This window comes from Rhizobium sp. CB3090, assembly GCF_029714285.1.
Taxonomy (GTDB): domain Bacteria; phylum Pseudomonadota; class Alphaproteobacteria; order Rhizobiales; family Rhizobiaceae; genus Rhizobium.
Map to the genome: position 1 here is coordinate 3,344,818 of NZ_CP121662.1, position 24,852 is coordinate 3,369,669.

Sequence of the window (24,852 nt, forward strand, 5' to 3'; positions counted from 1 at the left end):
CCCCTTCGGGGAGAGGGTCGCGCGGAACGCGCGGGGTGAGGGGGCGTTATGGGGGTAAAATATCTTTCGCTTGCCGCCCAAGGCGCTTGACGCTCTGCTCCGATTCCCCTTATCCGCTCTCCTGAGCCTGTCGATGGGCGGACACCTTCTCCTCGAACGAGGAGAAGGCAAAACTTCAACCCCCGTAAACCACCAGTAGGTCCTTCGCGTCGATCTGATCACCGGCGCGGACCAGGACTTCGGCGATCGTGCCGTCCTTTTCCGCATGCAGCGCCGTTTCCATCTTCATCGCTTCGATGGATACCAGCACGTCGCCGGCCTTGAGCTCCTGGCCGGGCGTGACGAAGACGGTGGAGATGACGCCCGGCATCGGTGCGCCGACATGGGCGGCATTGCCGACCTCGGCCTTGCGGCGGACAGCGCTGCCGGACGCACCGTGGGCGCGATCCGGCACCTTGATACGGCGCGGCTGGCCGTTGAGTTCGAAGAACACCGTCACCATGCCCTTCTCATCGGTCGCCGTCATAGCCTGATTGACGATGACAAGGGTTTTGCCCTTCTCGATCTCGGCAAACAGCTCGTCGCCTTCCTTCAGCCCGTAGAAATAGGCAGGCGTCGACAAGACCGAGACTGGACCGTAAGTATCGGCGGCCAGCGCATAGTCGGTGAAGACCTTCGGATACATCAGATAGGAGGCGAATTCGAAATCGTTGACCTTGCGTTCCAGCTTGGTCTCGATGACCTTACGCTCCGCATCGAGATCGGCCTCGGCGAGCAGCGAGCCCGGCCGCACCGTATAGGGCTTGTCGCCTTTCAGCGCCTTCTTCTGAAGCGCAGCCGGCCATCCGGACGGCGGCTGGCCGAGATCTCCCTTCAGCATGGAGACGACCGAGTCCGGGAAGGCGATATCCTTGGCCGGATTTTCGACATCGGCAACCGTCAGGTCCTGGGAAACCATCATCAGTGCCATATCGCCGACCACCTTGGAGGATGGCGTCACCTTGACGATATCGCCAAACATCTGGTTGGCATCGGCATAGGCCTGGGCCACCCGATGCCAACGGGTTTCGAGGCCGAGCGAACGGGCCTGCTCCTTGAGATTGGTGAACTGGCCGCCCGGCATTTCGTGCAGATAGACTTCCGAGGCCGGTCCTTTGAGGTCGCTTTCGAAGGCCGCATATTGATTGCGCACCGCCTCCCAGTAGAAGGAGATGCGGCGGATCCATTCGGGATCGAGGCCGGGATCGCGCTCCGTGCCCTTCAGGGCTTCGACGATCGAGCCGAGGCAGGGTTGCGAGGTATTGCCCGAAAGCGCATCCATCGCCGCATCGACCGCATCGACACCGGCGTCCACGGCGGCCAGCACGGTTGCGGCTGCAATGCCCGACGTGTCGTGCGTGTGGAAGTGGATCGGCAGGCCGGTCGCCTCGCGCAGCGCCTTGAACAGCACCTTGGCCGCCGCCGGCTTCAGGAGGCCCGCCATGTCCTTCAGGGCGATGATATGGGCGCCGGCCTTTTCCAGCTCGACGGCGAGATCGGTATAATATTTGAGATCGTACTTCGGGCGGGCGGAATTGAGGATATCGCCGGTGTAGCAGATGGCTGCTTCACAGAGCTTGTTCTCCTCGGCAATGGCATCCATCGACACGCGCATGTTTTCGACCCAGTTCAGGCAGTCGAAGACGCGGAAAAGATCGATGCCGCCCTTGGCTGCCTGGCGGACGAAATATTTGACGACATTGTCGGGATAGTTGGTGTAGCCGACGCCGTTGGCGCCGCGCAGCAGCATCTGCAGGAGCAGGTTCGGCGCACCCTCGCGGATCAGCGACAGACGCTCCCACGGATCTTCAGTCAGGAAGCGCATCGAGACGTCGAAAGTGGCGCCGCCCCAGCATTCCAGCGACAGCAATTGCGGCAGCGCGCGCGCATAGGTGCCGGCGACCCGGGCAATGTCGAAGGTGCGCATGCGGGTGGCGAGCAGCGATTGATGGCCGTCGCGCATCGTCGTGTCGGTCATCAGCACGCGCTTTTCATTGCGCATCCACTCGGCGAACTTCTGCGGGCCGAGCTGATCCAGGCGCTGCTTGCTGCCCTCCGGAACCTTGCCGTCGATATAGGGCAAGACCGGTTCGGCCGCCTTCGGCGACGGCGCCGGCCGGCCGCGGGCCTCCGGATGACCATTGACGGTGACGTCGGCAAGATAGGTCAAAAGCTTGGTGGCGCGGTCCTGGCGCTTGACCTGCTGGAACAGCTCCGGCGTCGTGTCGATGAAGCGCGTCGTATAGCTGTTATCCTTGAACTTCGGATGGGTGATGATCGCTTCGAGGAAGGTGAGGTTCGTCGCCACGCCGCGGATACGGAATTCGCGCAGCGCGCGGTCCATGCGGGCGATCGCCTCGGACGGGCTCGGCGCCCAGGCCGTCACCTTGACGAGCAGCGGATCGTAATAGCGGGTGATGATGGCGCCGGAATAGGAAGTACCGCCATCGAGACGGATACCGAAACCGGAGGCCGAGCGATAGGCGGTGATGCGGCCGTAATCCGGAATGAAATTATGCTCCGGATCTTCCGTGGTGACGCGGCACTGCAGGGCATGGCCGTTGAGATGGATGTCGTCCTGCTTCGGAACGCCCGATTCCGGCGTACCGATGGCGAAGCCGTCGAGAATATGGATCTGCGCCTTGACAATATCGATGCCGGTGACGACTTCGGTGACCGTATGCTCGACCTGGATACGCGGATTGACTTCGATGAAGTAGAATTTGCCGGTGTCGGCATCCATCAGATATTCGACGGTGCCGGCGCCGATATAATTCGTCGCCTGGGCGATTTTCAGCGAATAGGCGGCGAGCTCCTGGCGCTGCGCTTCCGTGAGATAGGGTGCGGGCGCGCGCTCGACGACCTTCTGGTTGCGGCGCTGAACGGAACAGTCGCGTTCGAAGAGATGCACGACATTGCCGTGCGTGTCGCCCAGCACCTGGCTTTCGACATGGCGGGCGCGCTCGACCAGCTTTTCCAGATAGACCTCATCCTTGCCGAAGGCGGCCATCGCCTCGCGCTTGGCTTCGGTCACTTCCTTGGCGAGATCGGCCTTGGAGCGGATGACGCGCATGCCGCGGCCGCCGCCGCCCCAGGAGGCCTTGAGCATGACCGGATAGCCGATCTCCTCGGCCATCTTGGCAACCTCCGCCATATCATCCGGCAGCGGCTCGGTGGCCGGCACGACAGGAACGCCGACCGAAATCGCCAGATTGCGGGCTGCCACCTTGTTGCCGAGCTGGCGCATCGTATCGGCGCGCGGGCCGATGAAAATAATGCCGGCGGCATCGCAGGCATCGACGAATTCCGGGCTTTCCGACAGGAGGCCGTAGCCCGGATGGATGGCATCGGCGCCGGACAGCTTGGCGACGCGGATGATCTCGTCGATCGACAAATAACTCTCGATCGGCCCGAGATCGCGGGCAAGATGCGGGCCGCGGCCGACCTGATAGCTTTCATCAGCCTTGAAGCGATGCAGCGCGAGTTTGTCCTCCTCGGCCCAGATGGCGACTGTTTTTATGCCGAGCTCATTGGCCGCGCGAAACACGCGGATGGCAATCTCGGAACGGTTGGCAACCAGGATTTTGGAAATGGGCAATGCGCTCTCCCTCACGAAGCCGATAGCGGGCATGCTGCACCCGCGAAGGAAATTCTTAACTTCTTGTCACAAGAAGTTCAATTTCCCCTGCGACATCCGGCATCAAAATAGTTGCCATTACGGAATAAGTCCGTTTCTAAAAGCGATGGCAACGATATGTTGGCGGTTCTTGGCGTTCAGCTTGCCCTGGATGCTGTTCATGTACCAATCGACGGTGTGATTGGAGATCTTGAGCATCCGGCTGATTTCCATGGACGTCATGCCTTCTGCCAGGTGGTTCAACACCTCCACCTCGCGCCGGGTCAAATTGACGTCGATTGTCGCCGGCTGTTCCAGCGAATGCGCTTCGTTGCGAAATTCCAGGAGCCGCCAGAAAGCTTTTTTTGCCACCGCGTCGAAAAGGGAGATTTCTGCGGGCGACAGGTCGACCATGTTGCCGCCGACCGTCATGCTGCCGAGCAGACCATTGCGTCCATGAATGGGGAAGATATAGCCGTCGATCAGCCCGTTGGTGCGGGCATCGGCCATCATCTGCTCCATGCGCCGGCGCAGCGGATCGCCCTTCAGCGCCGCCATGGCATCGCGCCAGCGGAAAGGCCGTTGCGCGCGGCCGAGATAGCGGATGGTCGGGTCGACAAGCAGGTATTTCTTGGCGACATAAGTGAGGGGCCATTTGTCGGGCCAGCGTCCGGCCAGCATCAGAGTCATCGGGTCCGTATTCGGCCGCGGCTGCTTCAGCAGACCATAAAAATCGAACTTATAAGACCGCAGCACCAGCTCCAGCTCCGCTACGACGTTCTTGGCTAGCTTGCATTCTTCAATGACCACAAGCAATTGTATTAAGGAACGAATATTCATATGCACCCCTGGCCCGAAGGCCTGGTTGTTCGTCAGCAGTTGCCGCCTCATTTTCCGCTCGGCCTCCGAGGCGGCCGATGGCGGGCAAACATAATCGGATCGAAATTAAATTAAACGTCATTGGCGAAAAATTCAGTCATCAACCCTGAATAGCAACCGCATCGCCGCGCGACAATGCCATGATATGAACTATTCTCACATTGCCGCACTTCTCCGGCGGCCGATTGCGCACCCTTGCGGCTAAGGGCAAGACGCCTAAAAATTCCCCTGAAAAAACAGCGTCAGATTCCGTTAATCGCCGGTTCAGGAACCAATCTGTAGCATCCCAGCATTCCCAATTTCGCAGATGCACAGAGGGTACCTGACGTGTCGCTGTTCAAAGTCTATGCAAGAGCCCTGAAGTATCTTGGCGCGTATCGATATCGCGTCTGGATGGTTGTCATCGCAAACATCGCACTGGCGATGACGACCATTTACGAGCCGGTTCTGTTCGGCCGCATCTTCGACGCCATCGCCAAGAAACAGGCCGTGGCGCCGACCATGATGCTGTGGGCCGGTTTCGCCGTCTTCAGCGCGGTCGCTTTCATCGTCGTTTCCCGCGAGGCGGATCGTCTCGCCCACGGACGTCGCGCCTCGCTGCTGACCGAAGCGTTCAGCCGCATCATCTCCATGCCGCTCTCCTGGCATAGCCAGCGCGGCACGGCGAGCGCGCTGAACACGCTGCTGCGCGCCTGCGAAGCCCTCTTCGGCCTATGGCTCGAATTCATGCGCAACCACCTGTCGACGGCAGTGGCTCTCGTCGTGATGATCCCGACTGCCATATCCATGGACCTGCGCTTGTCGGCCGTTCTCATCCTACTCGGCGTCTTCTACTGGATCATCGGCCGCCTCGTCATGCACCGGACGAAGGATGGCCAGACCTCGGTGGAAAGCCATTATAATACTGTGTTCTCGCATGTCAGCGACAGCATCAGCAACGTTTCCGTGCTGCATAGCTACAACCGCATCGAAGCCGAAACCAAGGCGCTGAAGTCCTTCACCGAACGACTGCTCGCTGCGCAGTATCCGGTTCTCGACTGGTGGGCGTTGGCCGGCGCGCTGAACCGCACGGCTTCGACCGTCGCGATGATGGCGATCCTGATGATCGGCACGCTGCTCGTCGAAGGCGGCAGCCTGAGCCTCGGCGCGTTAATCACCTTCATCGCCTTCGCCAACGTGCTGATCGGCCGCCTGGAACAACTCCGCAACTTCGCCAACCAGATCTTCGAAGCGCGCGCCAAGCTGGAAGACTTCTACACGCTGGAAGATTCCGTCCGCGACCGTGAAGAGCCGGCCGGCCTTGCCGAGATCAAGGACGTCAAGGGCGAGGTCGAGTTTCGCAACGTGTCCTTCGGCTTCGGTAATACGTCGCAGGGCCTGCACAACATCAACTTCACGGTAAAGGCCGGTCAGACGGTCGCCATCGTCGGTCCGACCGGTGCCGGCAAGACGACGCTGGTCAACCTGCTACAGCGTGTCTTCGATCCGCAGGACGGCCAGATCCTTGTCGACGGCCACGATATCACCAAGGTGACGCGCAAGTCGCTCCGGCGCTATATCGCCACCGTCTTCCAGGATGCCGGCCTGCTGAACCGCTCGATCAGCGACAACATCCGTCTCGGCCGCGAGGGCGCGACGGAAGAAGAGATGGTCCGCGCTGCCGAAGCGGCCGCTGCCAACGACTTCATCGAGAATCGCGAAAGCGGTTACGAAACCCGGGTCGGCGAACGCGGCAACAAGCTCTCCGGCGGCGAGCGCCAGCGTATCGCGATTGCCCGCGCCATCCTCAAGGATGCGCCGATCCTCGTGCTCGACGAGGCGACCAGCGCGCTCGACGTGGAGACCGAGAACCGGGTCAAGGCGGCGATCGACAATCTGCGCCAGAACCGCACGACCTTCATCATCGCTCACCGCCTGTCGACGGTACGCGAGGCCGATATCGTCCTCTTCCTCGACAATGGCCGCGTCATCGAAAACGGCAGCTTCAACGAACTCAGCCAGAGCAACGGCCGCTTCGCCGCCCTGCTCCGCGCCAGCGGCATCCTGACGGATGACGAAGTCCGCAAGGCACATACAACGGAAAACGAAGCCGCCTAGTATTTCGCAGGGGCCTAAAAATCGAAGCCGGGAGAGCAATGCTCTTCCGGCTTTTTGTTTAAGAAGTTTCATTTGGTAGATGCGCTTTATAAAGTAGTATTCACCGATCCAGAGCGATATCAATATGCGTGAGAGAAGTGATTCTGCGCGACATCCTCCCGATATATTTACGCACCCTGCTCTAAGGCGGCGCTGTGACCATCAAAATTCAAGCCTTCTTCGACGAGAGCGGTACTCATGACGGTTCCCAAATTTTAGGAATCGCAGGATATATTTTTAGGAAAAGCGAGGCCATTAAACTCGGCCATGAATGGAAGAAAGTATTAAAATTGAAAAATCTTCCATATTTCCATATGGTAGATTGCGCTCACGGCAATGGACCTTTTGCAAATCTAACCAGACAAGAGAGAATTGAGGTAGAGACAAAAATCATTGAGATCGTAAGGAAACGATCGATACAGGGATTTGCCGTCACTGTTGTTGAAAGCGAATTCAAACAGGCTTTAGAGGATTTCCCTCAAATCAAAGAGATTTACGGTAGCGCCTATTCGTTCTCGGTCCACTTGATTCTCGCAGGAGTGTTAGCATGGATCGGCGCAAACCCAAGAGCCGGCGAGATATCTTACTTTTTTGAATCAGGCCATAGCAGCGCTTCAAAAGCGAATTCTGTAATGAACGAACTTTTCCACCATAAACGGCAGGAATATCGATATCTCAGACACGGGTTTGTGGAAAAGGCAAGAAGCCCAGCGGTTCAGGCCGCTGATCTATTGGCATGGCAATGGTGTAAGGACAAAAAGAACCAGATGGAAAATCGGCCGCGCCGAAAGGATTGCGAAGCGCTGCTAAAGCAGAGGGTTAATGCCATCCATTTGGGTAGGAAGGAACTCATAGAGATGAGAAGCGCCGCTGCACTTAGCGGAGCTTTTGGTCAGCCTTCCGCAAGGGTGTAACTTCTCCGCACCAATCGTCTGGGAGGCAGAACGGTTGCTGATAAGGTAGGAGCCGGTATAACTGTTCAGCTTGTCGCGATCCGTATTTCAACCGCCCATCAGGAAGGCGTTGAAGTCAACGAAATCGGCGTCGATGCGGACTATCAACGCTTTTCGATTTGCACCGGCAGCGGCAGCGTGGCCACGGACGTCGAAAGGGGCTGACGGTTGACTACATCCAACCGCCTATACTCGAGATAATAGGCATAGGCAAACTGCACGACGATGCCGACGAGGACATAGGCGCCGCCGACCGCGGGATCCTTATGGGTGACGTATAGAATGACCTGGCCTGCCATGGCGAGAATCGTGCCCGCGACGAAGATGCTGAGGGAGTGCCGCCCGAGGATCGTCAACGGATGATCGGCGGACCGGCGCAGCAACCGCGAAACCGCCGGCACGCTGATGATGAGATAGGCCAACGCCAGCACATGCAGCAATCGCGGCAGAGACAGAAACGTCTTGTCGAAACCGGTGACCACCGTAGGCAGGCCGAATGCTGCCAGATGATCGCCCAGCACCCAAAGCTTGTCGGTCACCCAGATAAAGGACAGCGCGACATAGGCAAACGATAGCGCAAACAGGACCGGATTATAGGATATCCGGCCGCCGCGTTTCACGTGCATGACGGCAACGAAACCGATGACGAACAGGAACTGCCAGGACAGCGGATTGAGAAACCAAAAGCCGTCCAGCAGCATCGTGTGCGGCGCGATCTGATAGATGCCCGCGACCAGCCAGACGCTGCCGGAAACCAAAAGCAGAAGCAGCGGGCTTCGCGCCTCCAGCAGCAGGATCAGCGGCAGCATCAGGAACAATGCGCCATACATCGGCAGGATGTTGTTGTAGCCGATCTGGTGTCCGAGCAGCAGCAAGGCTTGAATGCCGCGAACGGGATCCATCAGGACGGCAAGGATGTTCACCTCGCAAAGCAGGCCTGCCTGACGGAATATCCATGCACCGGAAATGAACAGCACCAGCGTGATGAAGGTGGTGATCATATGCGCCGTATAGAGCGTAAAGGCGCGCCTGACAGCCTTCCAGGCGATCGACAACCGATTGCCTGGCTTGAACCGCGTGCCGTAGGCGAGGCCGACGGAGATGCCAGAGATCAGCACGAAAGCTTCCGCCCCGTCGGAAAATCCGAAATTCTTGGTGGTCAGCCGCTCGAGGAACTGACCGGGTACATGATTGATGAAGATCGTGATCAGGGCCAAAGCCCTCAATACATCCAGTCTCGTATCCCGCAGCGCCGCCGCCTTCGGCAAGCTAATTCGCGTTGCCGAGGCCACGTCGATATTTGCCCTGGAATTCATGGACCTCTCCTGTTCCGACAACCAAATGCGATCGGGGCCAAAGAGTTCCCCCTTTGGCCCCGATCGTCGAAGCGAAACAGTGCGGGAAACGCTACTGTCCGATCGGATAGCCCTCTTCGGGATGGGCGATCGCCCTGTCATTCACGGTCACCAAGTATCCCTTAGCATCGGGCGCTTTTGAGACGGAAATACGGTATTTTCCGCTCGGCAGATCGAGGTCCGCCGCAAATCCATCCCACTTCGACGGCAGCGCCGGCTTGACGTAGAGATGGCCGTTTTTGACACGAATACCGAGAATACCCTCGATTGCTACGCGATAAAGCCATCCGGCCGAGCCTGTGTACCATGTCCAGCCGCCGCGGCCGGTCAATTGCCCCTCGCCGTAAACGTCGGCGGCAATGACATAGGGCTCTACACGGTAAGTATCGGCCTGATCACGATTGCGTGCGTGGTTCACCGGATTCAGCAGTTCGAAGCAATGCCAGGCATCGTCGCCGCGATTCAATTCCGCCAGGGCCATAACCACCCAGGTCGCGGCATGGGTGTATTGACCACCGTTTTCGCGTACACCCGGCGGATAGGACTTGATGTAGCCCGGATCGCGCGCGGATTTGGCGAAAGGCGGCGTGAACAGCCGGATGATGCGGTTTTCATCGTCCACCAGCTTTTCGAGAACGGCGTTCATCGCCTTCTCGCCGCGCTCACGGTCACCTTCACCGGAGAGGATGTTCCAGGTCTGCGCGATCGAATCGATCTGGCATTCGAAATTCTCGTCCGAGCCGAGCGGGCTGCCGTCGTCGAAGTAGCCGCGGCGATAGTGACTGCCATCCCAGCCTGCCGTTTCCAGCGCCTTGCGCAATTCCGGCAGATGCTTCTTCCAGCGCTCGACGCGTTCCTTGTCGCCGCGGGCTTCCGCATAGGGAAGGAAAGCGGTGAGCGTGCCGGCCAGGAACCAGCCGAGCCAAACGCTTTCGCCGCGGCCCTGAATGCCGACGCGGTTCATGCCGTCGTTCCAGTCGCCGCCGAGAATCAGCGGCAGACCGTTACCGCCCTTGCGCTTGATCGCGAGATCGAGCGCCAAGGCCGCATGCTCGTAAACGCTGACCTTATCCTTCGAGACGGTCGGCTGATAGAAGACATCGTGCGTGCCGGGCATAAGGGCAGCGCCTTCGACGAAGGCAAGCTCTTCGTCGAGAAGCGACTTGTCGCCGGTCACGGTGCAATACTGGTCGATGGCATAGGCGAGCCAGACGACATCGTCGGAGATACTCGTGCGCACGCCGGCGCCGCTGCCCGGTAGCCACCAATGCTGCACGTCGCCTTCGCGGAACTGGCGCTGCGCCGCATTCAGGATCTGGTTGCGGGCAAGCTCCGGCGCATGCATCAGGAAAGCCAGAGTATCCTGCAACTGATCGCGGAAGCCGAAAGCACCCGACGACTGGTAGAAGGCCGTACGTGCCATGATGCGGCAGCCGAGGCTCTGGTAGGGAAGCCAGGCATTGATCAGATTGTTCATCGCCTTGTCCGGCGTCGATATCTGCAGACGGCCGGTGAAGCCGTCCCAGAAGCCGCGGCTGGCCGAAAGCACAGCCTCGAAATCGGAATTGCGGATATCGGCGACCAACGCGCGTGCCTCTTCGACCGAAGCGGTATCGCCCATATAGAGATAGATATCCTTCTGCTCTCCGGCTCCGACGGTCAGGTCGAAGGCGAGTGCCGCACAGGGATCGCCGTCGAGATCGGTGGAGTTGGAGAGAAGGGCACCGGAAACGACCGCTTCCGGCATCTGCACCGTGCCGTGGCGGCCGATGAATTCGCGGCGGCTAGCCGAGAAGCTCGAATGCGCCTCGCTCGCCGCCATGAAGGCGACACGCTTGGAATAGTCGATGCTATAGGGATTGTTGGCAAACAGCGCACCCGTTTCCTCGTCCAGCGACGACAGGATGAACGGCCGTGTCTTGTTCGGATTGGTGCCGAGCACCCATTCCGCATAATTGTAGAGCCGCAGCCGGCGGGCGCCGTCGCCCGTATTGCGGATGCGCAGACGGAAGAGCTTGACGGGACGTTCGCGGTCGACCGTTTGCGTCAGCTCCAGCGCAATGCCGCTCTGTTCGCTCGAGAAGACCGAATAGCCGAGACCGTGGCGGGCCTCGAATCGCACCTTCGGATCACGCGACAGGTTCGCATAGGGAGTCATCACCATGCTGCTGTCTAGGTCGGTCACGTAAAGCGCCTCACCCGGACGGTTAATGACCATGTCGTTGGTCCATGGGGTCAACTGATAGTCGCGCGAATTGTGGCTCCAGGTGAAGCCACCGCCTTCGGCCGGCACATGGAAGCCGAAGCGCTCGTTGGAGATGATGTTGACCCACGGCTGCGGCGTCGACTGGCCGCCGGCCAGCCGGACGACATATTCGCGGCCATTGTCGGCAAAGCCGCCATAACCGTTCCAGAAGTCCAGATCGTCCTGTGCTTCCAGGTCTTCGGCTGCAAAGACCGATTTCTGCGGCACCATCGGCACGGCAAGGCGATTGACCGGCGCCGGCCCATCGGACTGCGCGGAACCGAACAGCGTTGCCGCGCGGGCGATTTGGTCGACAAGCTTGCCGTTGCGTGCGTGGAAGATCACCCGCGAGGCGGCGACGATCTGCTGGTAAGTCTCCTGCTCGATCAGATCCTTGCGAACCGAGAAGACATTCTGGCGCAGCCCCTCACCTTGATTGTGCCTGACATGTTCAACCAGCTTGTCCAGCTCGCGTTGCATGTCCTGCGCCTGATCCACGGCACGCTCGTTGACGATCACCAGATCGGCATTGATGCCGCGCGAACGCATATATTCCGCCGCGCTCAGCGCTTCCCTGGCGATTTCAAGGTCGATGTCGTCATTGATGCGCAGGGTGAAGATCGGGAAATCACCCGAGATCGTCACCGGCCAGAGCGCCGATTGCGAATGCAGGCCGGCCTGCACGGTGGCGCCATCGGCGCGCAGATGCATGTCGGGATAGACGAGATAGCGCGCAAGCTTCTGGAAGGCTGCGGCCTGCTGCGAGGTGACGCCGACATGGCGCATCTGCATCTGCGTGCGGGTCCAGGCCTGCGTGAGCTCGATTCCGAACGTATCGGGATTGCGATAGCGGTCGACCGCCTTGTCGACATCCTCGCGATTCGGCGCGGCGATCGTCCAGAAGATCACGCTGACCTTCTTGCCCGCCGGCACGCGGACGACGCGGCGCAACGAAAGGCAGGCATCCATGGTAAAGCCGTCCGTACCGGAGAGGACCGCACCCGGATCGAAAGCGGCGGCTTCCGCCAGCGTTCGGCCACGACCAAGGAACTTGCGGCGGTCCGTCTCAAATTCTGTCGGGCGCTCCGATCCTGCGTTGTCGACGACCAGATGGGCGATCGACATGTCAGGCTCGTTATAATCGCGCTTGTTGCGTTCAGCGCGGATCACATCGCCGCTGCTGCCGATCTCGGTACGCACGAACATGCGCGCAAAGACCGGATGGCCCGAATCGACATCATCGCTGGCGATAGCCGGCTCGAGATAGGAGGTCACTTCGATGAAGCGATCCTCCGCGCCCATGTTGAGCAGCGTCACGCGGCGGCCTTCGGCATCGTGTTCGGTTGCGACGATGCACTCGACGTCGCTGGTGAGATCGCCCACCGTCTTGCTGTATTCCGCCTTTTCGTCGCTGAAGGTGACCTTGACCTTCTCGCCCTCGACGCTGCGCGGCTCGGAGGTGGCCGACCACCATTGGCCGGACGCGGTATCGCGCAGGAAGATGAAGGTGCCCCAGCGGTCTTCCGTCGGGTCGGGCCGCCAACGCGAGACGGACAAGCCGTTCCAGCGCGAATAGCCGGCGCCAGTCGCCGTCAGCATAACGGCGTAATGACCGTTGGAAAGGAAGGCGAGTTCGCGGTCGTGCGTGGCCGGATCGGCGATCTTGCGGATCTCCGGACGCAGCATGTCTTCCTGGATATTGGCCGGTTGGTCGCTCTCATGCTTGGCGGCCATCACGGGAATATCGCGCGGCGCCTTTTCCTGCAGCAGCAGTTCGGCTGCTTCGATCACCGGATCGGCGTGGAACAGCTCACGTAGGCGGCCATTGAAGGCGACGTTGGCAATAGCCGCGATCGACATGCCGTGATGGTGGGCATAGTAGTTGAAGACCACCGCGCATTTCTTGCCTTCCGGAACGCGGGTCGGCGTGAAGTCGACGGCGTCGTGGAAGCCATAGGTGCCGAGGGCGCCCACCTTGCGCAGCTTCTGCAGGTTTTCCAGCGCCTCTTCCGGCCGGTATTGGCTGGCGAGGATCGAGGCATAGGGCGCGATGACGGCATTCTGACCTAGGCCGCGCTTCAGGCCGAGCGAAGGCACGCCGAAGTTGGTGTACTGATAGTGCATATAGTGGTCACGGGCATTGAAGGCCGCTTCCGAAATGCCCCAGGGAATGCCGGCGCCCAGGCGCTTGGCATAGTTCATCTGTTCCTGAACGATCAGATTGTTGGTCTGGTTCAGGATACCGCCCTGACGCTCCTGCATGACCAGCGGCGGCATCAGATATTCGAACATCGAGCCGGACCAGGAGACCAGCGCGCCGCGCGAGCCGATCGGCACGACCTGGCGGCCGAGACGATACCAATGCTCCGTCGGCAGGTCGCCCTTGGCAATGGCGAAGAGGCTGGTCAGTCGGGCTTCGGACGCCAGCAAATCGTAGCAGGCAGCGTCAAGCTCGTTGGTTTCCACACGGAAGCCGATGGAAAGCAGGCGCCGTTCCGGACGATAGAGGAAACCGAATTCCATGCCGAAAGCGGTTTCGCGCATGCGGTCGCGCAGCTTGGCGAGCCGCTGACGCAGCGCATCGACATTGGCAAGATCGAAGACGCTGTCGGCAATATGGCCTTCGCAGACCTTTACCAGGGATTCCGACCAGGTGAGCACTTCGCCGCTCTGCGGTGACTTGACCTCGTGGTCGAGGTTCGCGGCAAGCTTCTGGATATCATGCGCCAGGACCGACAGGTTGATGATGCGGATCGAGGCGAACTCATGCTCGCGCTTGACCGCTGCCAACGCATTCCGGAAGCCGATGATGCGTTCTTCCAGGCGATGACGCAGCGGACGAACGGTCTTGCGGTCATCCGGCAGTTCGGCGAGCATTTCGCCGAGAATGCCGGCGACATCGCCGATACCATCGAGATTGCCCTGCATATGCGCGGAAGGCGCTTCCGCCCAGATGCGGCAGGCCGAAGACACGGCGATCAGGTGACCGGCAAAGTTGCCGCTGTCGACCGCCGAGACATAGCGCGCGCCCATCGGCTTCAGCGTGTCCGTATGATACCAGTTGCAGAGATGCCCGCGGAATTTCTCGAGCTTCTCGACAGTCGCCATGGTCTTTTCCATGCGATCGATGGTTTCTTCGAAGGAAATCCAGCCGAAATTGCGGGCCGAGATCACCGAGAGCAGGTAGACGCCGATATTGGTCGGCGAGGTGCGTGAAGCGACCACTGCATGCGGCGTCTGCTGCACATTGTCCGGCGGCAGGTGGTTCTGCTGCTCGACAACGAAGGTGTCGAAATAGCGCCAGGTGCGCCGTGCGATCTTGCGCAGTTCGGCCGAAACGCTTTCCGGCACTTCGAGCTTGTCTTCGGTTTCCGCCGTCTGGCTGACATACCAGGCGATCGCCGGCGACAGGATCCACAGCAGCGCAAAGGGAATGCCGACGAAGAAGGCATTGTCGCCGGAAACAGATGCGAAAGCCAATGCCAGCAGTGCCAGCACCGGTGCGTGCCACATGACGCGGTAGTGGCCGAGGATCGTCGTCTGTGCCGCAGCCTGGGCGCTGGCCGCCGTGCGCCATTGCAGCATCAGCTTGCGGCTGACGAAGGCGCGGTAGAGCGAGCGGCCGATGGCGTCGGCCATGATGCAGGCGCTGTCGGCGATGAAGACGATGCGTAGCGCCACCTGGGCATTGGCGGCGCGAATATCCGACCAGACCGTGTAGAGATGGGCGCGGGCGACGATATCGCTGGTGCGCGGAATGATGCCGTTGATCAGCGACAGCGTCGGCGCCACGAACAGGCAGAAGATCAGCAGGATCTGCCAGATCAGGGCGGCGAACGGCCCCATGAAATACCAGCCGAGAACGGAGGCGAAGAACCAGGCGATTGGGGTCAGCGAGCGGCGCAGATTGTCCATCATCTTCCAGCGACCGAGGCCGGTGACGCCGCGCTTCGGGTTGAAGAGATAGGGAAGCAACTGCCAGTCGCCGCGCGCCCAGCGATGCTGGCGCGAAACCTCGACTTCGTAACGGATCGGGAAATCCTCAACGAGTTCGCAGTCGGTGACCAGCGCGCAGCGCGCCATCGAGCCTTCGAGCAGATCGTGGCTGAGAACCGCGTTCTCCTCGATCTTGCCCTTCAGCGAAGCTTCGAACGCGTCCACATGATAGAGGCCCTTGCCGGTAAAGGTGCCTTCCTCGACCAGGTCCTGGTAGACGTCGGAAACGGCGAAGACATAGGGATCGAGACCGCGATTGACGGAGAAGACACGCTGAAACACCGAAGCGTCCTTGCCGGTCGTCAGCGACGGGGTGACGCGCGGCTGCAGCACGCCGTAGCCACGCACGACGCGCTTGGTTTCGGGATCGAAGACCGGACGGTTGGTCGGATGATGCAGTTTGCCGACGAGCTTCGTGACCGTGTCGCGCACGAGGCGCGTGTCGGAATCGAGCGTCATGACGTATTGCACGTTTTTCGGGACGGTATTGGCGCCGGGCAGGAAGGTCGTGTCGCGGTCGCCGCGCAGCAGCAGGTTCAGCTCATGCAGCTTGCCGCGCTTGCGCTCCCAGCCCATCCAGGCGCCTTCGGCCGGATTGTAGAGGCGGCGACGATGCAGCAGGTAGAAACGCTGCTTGCCATCCTCGGCATAGCGGGCCGAGAGGTTGGCGACTTCGCGGCGGGCGTAATCCAGAATTTCCAGATCGCGTTCGCTCTCTTCTTCCTTGCTGTCCGGCCAGTCGCTCAGCAGTGCGTAATAGACTTCGCCGAGCGGGTTGGCGAGATAATGAACCTCGATGTTGCGCACCAGTTCGTCGACGCTGTCGCGATTGGCGATCAATGTCGGCACGACGACCAGCGTGCGGGCCTCTTCCGGAATGCCCTCCTTGAACTCATAGCCGACGAGACGCGCCGGCGTGAGGAACATGGTGACTAGGAAGTTGAACAGGCCGGTGGCGCCTTCGGATGCCGGCAGCGAGAACATCAACAGCAGGATGATGGTTTCAGCCCAGCCCATGCCGGCCTGGATCATGAAATAACCGACGACCCAGAGAGCGATGACGGTGACCAGGAGAACCGGTGCGGCGATCGCCAGCCAGTTGAACTTGCGCCACTGCCGGACGAAGCGCTGCGACAGCTTCGGGCTGAAGCCGACCGCCTTTTCCAGCTTCTCGATCTGCTGGCCGACAATGAAATCGCCGATATTGGGCTCATACGGCTGCGGCTCGCCCGAGGCCTTTGCCGCTTCGGTCATCGCCATGGCGATCTGGGCGATCTCCATTTCCGTCTTGTCGGAACGGCGCGCAAGCTTCTCGATGGCGCGGCGATAGCTGTTGCGCGAGCCGGGATCGAGCTTTGCGTAGTCGGTCTCGTCCCAGAGCAGCTTGTCGACTGCGCTGACCTCCTCGACCCAGCCCGACCAGTCGGTATCGTCGATCAGCCGCAGGCTTTTGATGATGTTGCCCATCGTCACATTGCCGGACGACAGGCGGTTGTGCTCGGCCATCATGACGGTTTCGGCATCGGTGCCGGCTTCAGTCAGCCGCCTTTCCAGCCAGGTGACGGCAAGGCCGGAGGTGTGCGAGCCATCGCGCAGGCGATAGAGGAACTGCGTGGCGAAGGTGTTGTCGGACGTATAAGGCTCGAGGGTCCTCAGGAACTCGGTGACCTTGGCATCGTCATTGAGGCGGATCAGCTCATCGACGGCGGCATTGGCCTTCTTGCGCGTCAGGCGGCTCTGCTCGACGCGGCTGGAGATGCGGCGCAGATTATCGACGAGAACATAGCGCACCAGCGACGGAACGGCCCAGAGCTCGCCGATCTTCAGCATCTCATGGGACTGGAAGCCTTCGACGAGCGCCAGCAGGCCCTGGTTGGATACGGTGCTGTGCGTGTGGGCGACATAGAGCCAGGCGAGCGCCAGCGTGCGCGGCATCACCATGCCATCGATGGCGATCGTCTGCAGTTGATCGTAGAACTTCTTCGGGAAATCGCGGCGGACTTCCTGGATCGCCTCTTCGATGATGTAGTGGTTGTCGAGCAGCCATTCAGCCGCGGGCGTGATCGATTCGCCGGCATCGACGTCGGCATTGGCCGAACGATAGACGCGCAGGATCTCCTTTTCGTTCTCCTTGTGCCGGGCGAAGAAATCGAAGGGGGCAAAGCCCGGCAGCTTCGTTTTGGCGCCGTTGCGGGCGAAGGTCGCGCCGCATTCCCGGATCTGATCGTTGGAGAAATAGGTGGCACGGATCGAATCGTTATGATCGATCTGCTTGGCTTCAGAATCGCGCGGCGGAACAGTGGAGAGATTTTGAGACGTCATGGATTCGGGTTCTGGGTCCAAACAGAGTGACAGGCATTGTCGCCTTTAACGACTTTTGTCCTGCCCCACACGACTATTCATGCATTTGGACCCTTTGCTTCGCTTCCCGGCGTGCGAAGGGGATGAATTCGAAGTGGCGGCTAGAACAAACATATTCAGGCGAAGGTTTTCACGGCCTCTTCGTCAGGATCATGGCAATTTTGCGCCACAATTCGAAACAGGCTTCCGTGAAACTTGAGACGCGACCGGATGATTCCGGCAGCAGTCCGCACGTGTCAAAGACAATCGATCAAGGTCATGAGGCATTCTCCTTAGGCTGATTTCTTGCGACCGCAAATTCAGCAGGCTTGGTAGGTTGAGCCCTCCATATCCCGCGGAAGATGAACTTAAACTGAACTCCCTCAAAAGATTCGCAAATTCCTCTCAAGAGCCGTTTTTCTCCGGGTAGGAAATGATCGACAGAAAGCGGATCGGCAGGCTCGTGAGCACTTCCGGACCATGTGGCGCGTCGGCGTCGAAGAACAGGCTGTCGCCGGGCCGCATCGCATAGAGCTTGTCGGCATGACGGTATTCGACCTCCCCTTCCAGCATATAGATCAATTCCAGCCCTTCATGTTGAAACGCTGGAAAAACATCGGAATCGGCTGTCAGCGTGATGAGATAGGGCTCGACCTGCAGTCCGCTAGACCCGTTGGCTATGTGACCGAGCAGATTATACTGGTGACCGGCACGCGTGCCTCGCCGTTCCATCTCCAAGCCCTCGCCGGCCCGGACGAAGACGGCGTTGCGTTTTTCCTCGAAACGCCGGAAAAACGACGTGACGGGGACGCCGAGCGCCCGTGCCAAAGCCTGCAATGTGGTGAGAGACGGTGACGTGTTGCCGTTTTCGATCTTTGAGAGCATGCCGAGCGATATGCCGGTGGCTGAGGCGAGGTCGGCACCGGTGATGCCGAGCTTCTTGCGAAAGGCGCGAACCTCGTGGCCGATCGCCAATTCGAGATTATTCTCCTTGGCGTCGCGTACGGTATGCGAATCCTGATTGAGGACCGCCCTCGCGTTGAGAGCACCATTCCGTCTGCTGCTGCGCCCAGCCTCCGCCTTGGTCATACGTCCGCCCCGCTCTACTTTGTGTTTTGGCGGAGCTTACTGTTTTCATGACGCGCATTCTATTGGGCACAGGAAATTTTCTTTGCCCGGCAAAGTTTTGATAGCGCCGGGAAAGAAGAGTTGCCGTAAGGGAAGGTTTCAACTTGGAACAAAAGGGAATGTGATGGTAGCCGTCAGCAGACAGCGGGATGACCATCGTTCCATAAGTACGCCGCAACGCGCGCGAGATATGACCGATCAATGCCGGTCATATCATTCTTGCGGCACGCTTAGATAACGATGCCGCAGACGATAGCAGCGACAAAGATAAACGCCGCCGAAAACAGCGCAACGTGGATCGCAGTCTGAATCTTGTTCCGCGTCGTTGCGACACGCTTAGAACCGTCGAACTGATTCACATGCGTATTCGACATACCCAAATTCGCCATGTGTTGCCTCCGTTCGTTTTTTCGATGTTTTGCGGGCGAGTTCACGTCCGACATTCATACAATCCCTATCAATTAGGTAGAGATGAATTTTCGTCCAGAGGCCAACGAAGGAAAAAATAACCCTTGAACGATGGTCGGGCTCGAAAGATCAGCAAGGCCGAAATCAGCAGAGAATGCGGCGAACCCAGATCAAGGTGCGCTCTACGGCGTTTGCTTCGGGAACCCTAGTTTCGGCCGGATCGATCTGACGGCGGTTCTTTTCTTCCGGCAGAGTGACGGCCAACGCGTCCTCCTCTTTCGCCGGCACTGGCGGATGAAGGTAACCCATGGTCATGCCACCCATGAAAAACATGCCTACCTCCACTCGTATGACCCGAACCAGGGATCACGAAAGTTAACCGCCATTAACGGGATCATGACAGAATTGCGGCACGAGTCAATAGTCTATACGATTGGTCGTCTTTTAAGTACTACTTAACTAAATTGGCGGAGAAGGCATAATGATTATAAGCAGTTAGGCACGGACAAAACCCTTGCTGGCAATCATCAGGTTGTGGGTGTAGTCCTGCTTGACATCGCCGGCCGCCAAATCTTTTGCGCTCAGCCGCTCGACGACGGCGCCGTTCTGCATCACCACCAGGCGTTCGCACATATGGGTGACGACGCCGAGATCGTGGCTGACCATGACGAATGTCAGGTGGCGATCTCGGCGCACCTGCTCCAGCAGATTGAGCACTTCCGCCTGCACGGAAGCGTCCAGCGCCGAGGTCGGCTCGTCGAGCAACAGGATCGACGGCTCGACGATCAAGGCGCGGGCGATCGCGACGCGCTGGCGCTGACCGCCCGACAATTGGTGCGGATAGCGGAACCGGAAACCGGAGCCGAGCCCAACCTCGTCAAGCGCCCGAGTGATGCGCGTCTCGCTGTCGCCGATACCGTGGATCGCCAGAGGCTCCAGCAGCAGCCGGTCGATGGTCTGACGCGGGTGCAGCGAACCGTAGGGGTCTTGAAACACCATCTGGACCTGGCGGTAGAACGCCTTGGTGCGTTTCGAACCCTTCAGCGCCTCACCGTCGATGCGGATCACACCGCCGCTGACGGGCGCAAGACCGGCGACGGCGCGCAACAAGGTCGACTTGCCGGAACCGGACTCGCCGACAAGACCGAAGGATTCGCCCTTGTCCACGCCGATGCTGACCGCATCGAGAGCATAGTAATCGTCATAGACGACGCTGAGGCCGTCGACTGCAAGCGCTGCCGTCATGCCGCCCACTCCGGCTTGCGGTCGAGGACCGGGAGCGGATGGCGGTCCTCACCGATCACAGGCATGCAATTCAGCAAGCCACGCGTATAGGGATGCTGCGCATTGTTGAGATCGGAAGCCTTCAGTTCCTCGACGATCTTGCCGGCATACATGACGATCACCCGGTCGCAGAAGGAGGACACCAACCTCAGATCGTGCGACACGAAAATCAGCCCCATGCCGCGTTCCGATACCAGCCTGTCCATGATTTTCAGCACATCGAGCTGGACTGTAACATCGAGCGCAGAGGTCGGCTCGTCGGCGATCAGCAGTTCCGGCCCGGCAATCAGCATCATCGCGATCATCGCGCGCTGGCCCATGCCGCCGGAGACTTCATGCGGATGCAGGTCGTAGACGCGTTTGGGATCGCGTATCTGCACGGCTTCCAGCATGGCGAGTGCACGGTCTCGCGCCTCCGCCTTGCTGACCTTCTCATGCGTGCGCAAGGTCTCGGTTATCTGCTTGCCGATGGTCATCACCGGGTCGAGCGAATATTTCGGGTCCTGCAGCACCATGGCGATGCGCTTGCCGCGCAAAGACCGGCGCTCCCTGGCAGAGGCCGACAGCAGGTCGATGCCGCTGAAATTCAGCCTGTCGGCGGTGACGATGCCATGGGGCGGTGTCAGCCCCATGATGGCGCGGCCGGTCTGCGATTTGCCGGAACCGCTCTCCCCGACGATGCCCAGCCGCTCGCGGCCAAGCGTGAAGGACACGCCTCGTACGGCCTCGATCATGCCGGTGCGGGTCGGATAGCGAACCCTGAGGTTCTCGACCGTCAACAGTGCAGTCATTGGCCGCTCTCCTTCGGATCGAGTGCATCGCGCAGCCCGTCGCCGAGCAGGTTGAAGCCCAGGCTGACGATCAGGATGGCGATGCCAGGCATGGCTGCGACCCACCATTGATCAAGATAATATTTGAACCCGGTGGCGATCATCGCCCCCCATTCCGGCAGGGGCGGCTGCGCGCCAAGGCCAAGGAAACCGAGACCCGCCGCGGTCAAGATGACGCCGGCCATGTCGAGTGTGACGCGCACGATCACAGAGGAGATGCAAAGCGGCATGATGTGGCGGAAGACGATGCGCATTGGCGATGCGCCCATGAGCTGCACGGCGGCGATATAGTCCGAGCGCCGCACGGTCATCGTCTCGGCCCGAGCCAAGCGCGCATAGGGTGGCCAGGATGTAATGGCGATGGCGATGATGGCGTTTTCGATACCGGGGCCGAGAGCGCCTGCAAAAGCGAGCGCCAGCACCAGCTTCGGAAAGGCGAGGAAAATATCGGTGATGCGCATCAGCACAGTATCGATCCAGCCACCTGCATAGCCAGCTATCATCCCAACAAACAGCCCAAGCGGCGCCGAGATGATCGCGACGAGCACAACGATGTAGAGGGTCCATCGCGACCCGTAGATCAGGCGGGACAGTATATCGCGTCCGAGATTGTCTGTGCCGAGAAGATAGCCCCCCGAGCCTGGCGGTTTCAGGTAGGCGTTGGTCAGGTCGCCGATCGTTGGCGGGTAGGGCGCGATGACATCGGCGAGGGCTGCGACTAGCATCAGGGCGATGATGATCAGCAATCCGGCGACGGCCAGCCGATTGGCGGAAAATTGCCGCCACATGACATAGGCGCGACCAAGGCTCGCTTGTCGGCGCGACTGCGGCCGATCCGACAGCAGCCAATCACGCCAGGAAAGTTGCGTGGTCCCAGTCCCAGCCGTCATTTACGTCGCGTCCTTGGATCGAGAGTGCGGTAGAGCAGGTCGGAGAGCAGGTTGATCCCGATGAAAACAGTACCGACGACGACAGTGCCGCCAAGCACGGCGTTCATATCGGCGTTCTGCAGCGAGCTGGTGATATAGAAACCGATGCCCGGCCAGGAGAAGACGATCTCGGTCAGTACCGAGCCTTCCAGCAACCCGGCATAGGAGAGCGCGATCACCGTGATCAGCGGCACGACGGCGCTGCGCAGCGCGTGGCCCCAGATCACCCGGGTTTCCGAAAGTCCCTTGGCGCGGGCGGCGACGATATATTCCTGACCCAGCTCATTCAGCATGAAACTGCGTGTCATGCGGCTGATGTAGGCAAGCGAGAAATAGCCGAGCAGCGAGGCCGGCAGAATGATGTGGCGGAATGCATCCCAGAACACATCCCATTGCCCCTGCATCGCACTGTCGAGCAGATAGAAGCCGGTGATCGGCGTGAATGTATATTCGAAGGCGATGTCGATGCGGCCGGGGTAGGCCACCCAGCCCAGCTTGGCATAGAAGATGAGGAGAGAGACCATCGCCAGCCAGAACACCGGCACCGAATAGCCGACGAGACCGATGACGCGCACGACCTGGTCGATGAAACTGTTGCGGCGCACGGCGGCGAGCACGCCGAAGGGAACGCCGAAAACCGCACCGATGATCGTGCCGACGGTCGCAAGCTCCATCGTCGCCGGAAAGACGCGCCGGATATCGTCCATCACCGGGTTGGTCGTCAGCACGGAAGTTCCGAAATCGCCGGTCAGGGCACTCAGCAGATAATAATAGAACTGCAGATAGAGCGGCTGATCGAGATGCATTTCGCGGCGCAGCCGCTCCAGCACCTGCGCAGGCGCATGGTCGCCGGCAATCGCCAGCACCGGATCGATCGGGATGACGCGCCCGATAAAGAAGGTGACGGCGAGAAGGCCGAGATAGGTCGTGACCGCGACGACCAGGAAGCGCAAGACGCCCATCGCAATGGGCGCGGCACGGCCCTTCTTGGGCCGCACCTCCATTTTCCGTTCGACAGTGCTCAAAGAACCAGTCCTACCGGACCATCATTTCGACACCGGCCAGACGAAGTTGGTGTCGAAGCTCGGGCCGAGCTTGAAGTCCTTCACATCCTTGCGATAGCCGGCGACTTCCGTCTGCTGGAAGAGGAAGACGAAGGGGCTGGCATCCAGGTACTTTTTCTGGATATCCTGATACATGGCGCCGCGCTTCGCAGCGTCGACCTCGAACAGGGCGGCCTTGGTTTCCTTGTCGAGTTCAGGCGTCGTCCAGTCGTTGCGCCAGGCAAGCGTCTTGTTGGTGCCTGCATCGGAGTTGTCAGGATTGTTCGTGAACGTATCGGCATTGGAATGGGGGTCCCAATAGTCGGCACCCCAGTTGCCAAAATAGATGTCGTGGTTACGGGCACGATATTTGGTGAGTTTTTGCTTGCCATCGCCCGGGATGATCTCGACCTTGATGCCCGCCTGGCCAAGCGTCTGCTGGATCGAAGTGGCAACGCCCGTATCAGGCTCGATGCTGCGCACGTCCATGGTGACCGAGAAACCGTTGGGCAGCCCGGCCTTGGCAAGCAGTTCCTTCGCCTTGGCGACATCGAGCTTGAACGGATTTTCATCCAGCGCGCCAAGCATGCCCTTCGGTTCGAAGGTCTGGTGGATTTCGCCGATGCCCTTGATCAGCGTCTTGCTGATGGCATCGTAATCGACCAGGTATTTGAACGCCTGCTGCACTTCCGGCTTGGCGAGGTTGGCATTCTTCTGGTTGAGGCTGATGTAATAGATCGTGCCTTTCGGCGTGCTGGTCGAAGCAAGCTGCGGGTTCTTCTCGACGGCGGCCAGGTCGGTCGGCGACAGGTTGCGGGCAACGTCGATGTCGCCATTTTCCAGCGCCAGTCGCTGTGCCGAGCTTTCCTTCATGAAGCGGTAGATGACGCGCGCAAGCTTTGGCTTTTCGCCGTAGTAATTGTCGTTGCGCTCCAGAACGACGGCTTCGTTGGCGCGCCATTCGCGCAGCTTGAACGGGCCGGACCCGGCATAACCGGTCTTCAGCCAGCCATTGCCGAAATCGTTGTCGTATTTGTTATTGGCCGAGGGTGTCACCGGCTTGACGTGCTGCAGAACCAGCTTCTTGTCGACCACTTCCGCGACAGTCGCCGTCAGGCAGTTCAGCACGAAGCTCGGCGCATAGGGTTTGTCGACGGTGAAGGTAAAGGTGCTCGGATCGGTCGCCTTCGCCTTTTCCGTGACATTGTCGCCGGTCAGGCCGAACTGAGTGAGGATGAAGGCCGGGCTCTTGTCGAGCTTGACGACGCGCTCGAAGGACCAGGCGACGTCATCGGCGGTGATCGGATTGCCCGAAGCGAATTTGAGGCCAGGCTTCAGCTTGAACGTATAGGTCAGGTGATCGTCCGAAACCGACCAGCTCTCGGCAAGATCACCCTGGATCTTGGAGGTGTCGTTGATGTCGAGGCGAACGAGCAGGCTGTAGCTGTTGCCGGTGACTTCGGCAGCGGAGAGTTCGTAGGCTTCGGCCGGGTCCATACTGAGAATGTCGTCGAAGGCGAAACCTTCGACCAGCGTGTCCTTCGGCGTTGCGGCGAAGGCACTCGGCGCGGCCATCGTCAAAAGTGCGAGAGCCGCACCGGCCGAAAGGGCGCGGAAGTTGCGGTTCATCTTGGTCATCATCATGTTTTCGTTCCCTATTTTAGCTTTATC

At 59.9% G+C, this 24,852-nt stretch carries 14 protein-coding genes; 2 read left to right on the forward strand and 12 right to left on the reverse strand.

Translation table 11 applies throughout. The annotated features are described in order from the left end of the window. Positions 1 to 175 precede the first annotated feature (175 nt). Complete coding sequence (gene pyc, locus QA646_RS16100) at positions 176 to 3,637, reverse strand: pyruvate carboxylase (RefSeq protein WP_283056413.1); 3,462 nt, start codon at positions 3,635 to 3,637, stop codon at positions 176 to 178. Positions 3,638 to 3,754: 117 nt separating this feature from the next. Continuing rightward, on the reverse strand, positions 3,755 to 4,495 hold the full coding sequence (locus QA646_RS16105; protein WP_283056414.1) for a LuxR family transcriptional regulator: 741 nt from the start codon (positions 4,493 to 4,495) through the stop codon (positions 3,755 to 3,757). A 366-nt stretch (positions 4,496 to 4,861) separates the two neighbouring features. Between QA646_RS16105 and QA646_RS16110 the strand changes: the two genes are divergently transcribed. Beyond that, positions 4,862 to 6,631 (forward strand): glucan ABC transporter ATP-binding protein/ permease, encoded by a 1,770-nt coding sequence (locus tag QA646_RS16110; protein WP_283056415.1) that lies wholly within the window; start codon positions 4,862 to 4,864, stop codon positions 6,629 to 6,631. A gap of 194 nt (positions 6,632 to 6,825) precedes the next feature. Next, a complete protein-coding gene (locus tag QA646_RS16115; RefSeq protein WP_283056416.1) occupies positions 6,826 to 7,584 on the forward strand; it encodes a DUF3800 domain-containing protein in 759 nt (252 codons plus the stop codon). Positions 7,585 to 7,727: 143 nt separating this feature from the next. On the opposite strand, the gene opgC is transcribed toward QA646_RS16115, so the two are convergent. The 10 genes from opgC to QA646_RS16165 form a co-directional block, all read right to left on the reverse strand. Continuing rightward, positions 7,728 to 8,939 (reverse strand): OpgC domain-containing protein, encoded by a 1,212-nt coding sequence (gene opgC / locus QA646_RS16120; protein ID WP_283056417.1) that lies wholly within the window; start codon positions 8,937 to 8,939, stop codon positions 7,728 to 7,730. 91 nt (positions 8,940 to 9,030) lie between these two features. Then, on the reverse strand, positions 9,031 to 17,541 hold the full coding sequence (locus QA646_RS16125; RefSeq protein ID WP_283056418.1) for a glucoamylase family protein: 8,511 nt from the start codon (positions 17,539 to 17,541) through the stop codon (positions 9,031 to 9,033). Positions 17,542 to 17,964: 423 nt separating this feature from the next. Further along, on the reverse strand, positions 17,965 to 18,648 hold the full coding sequence (locus tag QA646_RS16130; protein WP_283056419.1) for an XRE family transcriptional regulator: 684 nt from the start codon (positions 18,646 to 18,648) through the stop codon (positions 17,965 to 17,967). Positions 18,649 to 18,917: 269 nt separating this feature from the next. Next, entirely contained in the window at positions 18,918 to 19,076 is a 159-nt protein-coding gene (locus QA646_RS16135) for a hypothetical protein (protein ID WP_283056420.1), read from the reverse strand. A 163-nt stretch (positions 19,077 to 19,239) separates the two neighbouring features. Further along, entirely contained in the window at positions 19,240 to 19,428 is a 189-nt protein-coding gene (locus QA646_RS16140; RefSeq protein ID WP_283056421.1) for a hypothetical protein, read from the reverse strand. 162 nt (positions 19,429 to 19,590) lie between these two features. Continuing rightward, positions 19,591 to 20,340: an ABC transporter ATP-binding protein gene (locus QA646_RS16145; RefSeq protein WP_283056422.1), complete on the reverse strand. Its 750-nt coding sequence runs from the start codon at positions 20,338 to 20,340 to the stop codon at positions 19,591 to 19,593. Beyond that, entirely contained in the window at positions 20,337 to 21,170 is an 834-nt protein-coding gene (locus QA646_RS16150; protein ID WP_283056423.1) for an ABC transporter ATP-binding protein, read from the reverse strand. Before QA646_RS16150 ends, QA646_RS16145 begins: the two co-directional genes overlap by 4 nt. Continuing rightward, the gene (locus tag QA646_RS16155; RefSeq protein WP_283056424.1) at positions 21,167 to 22,099 is read right to left on the reverse strand and encodes an ABC transporter permease; all 933 of its coding nucleotides are present in this window, start codon (positions 22,097 to 22,099) and stop codon (positions 21,167 to 21,169) included. Before QA646_RS16155 ends, QA646_RS16150 begins: the two co-directional genes overlap by 4 nt. After that, on the reverse strand, positions 22,096 to 23,163 hold the full coding sequence (locus QA646_RS16160; RefSeq protein WP_283056425.1) for an ABC transporter permease: 1,068 nt from the start codon (positions 23,161 to 23,163) through the stop codon (positions 22,096 to 22,098). Before QA646_RS16160 ends, QA646_RS16155 begins: the two co-directional genes overlap by 4 nt. A gap of 21 nt (positions 23,164 to 23,184) precedes the next feature. Further along, positions 23,185 to 24,825, reverse strand: a complete 1,641-nt coding sequence (locus tag QA646_RS16165; protein ID WP_283056426.1) for an ABC transporter substrate-binding protein — start codon at positions 24,823 to 24,825, stop codon at positions 23,185 to 23,187. Positions 24,826 to 24,852: the final 27 nt, after the last annotated feature.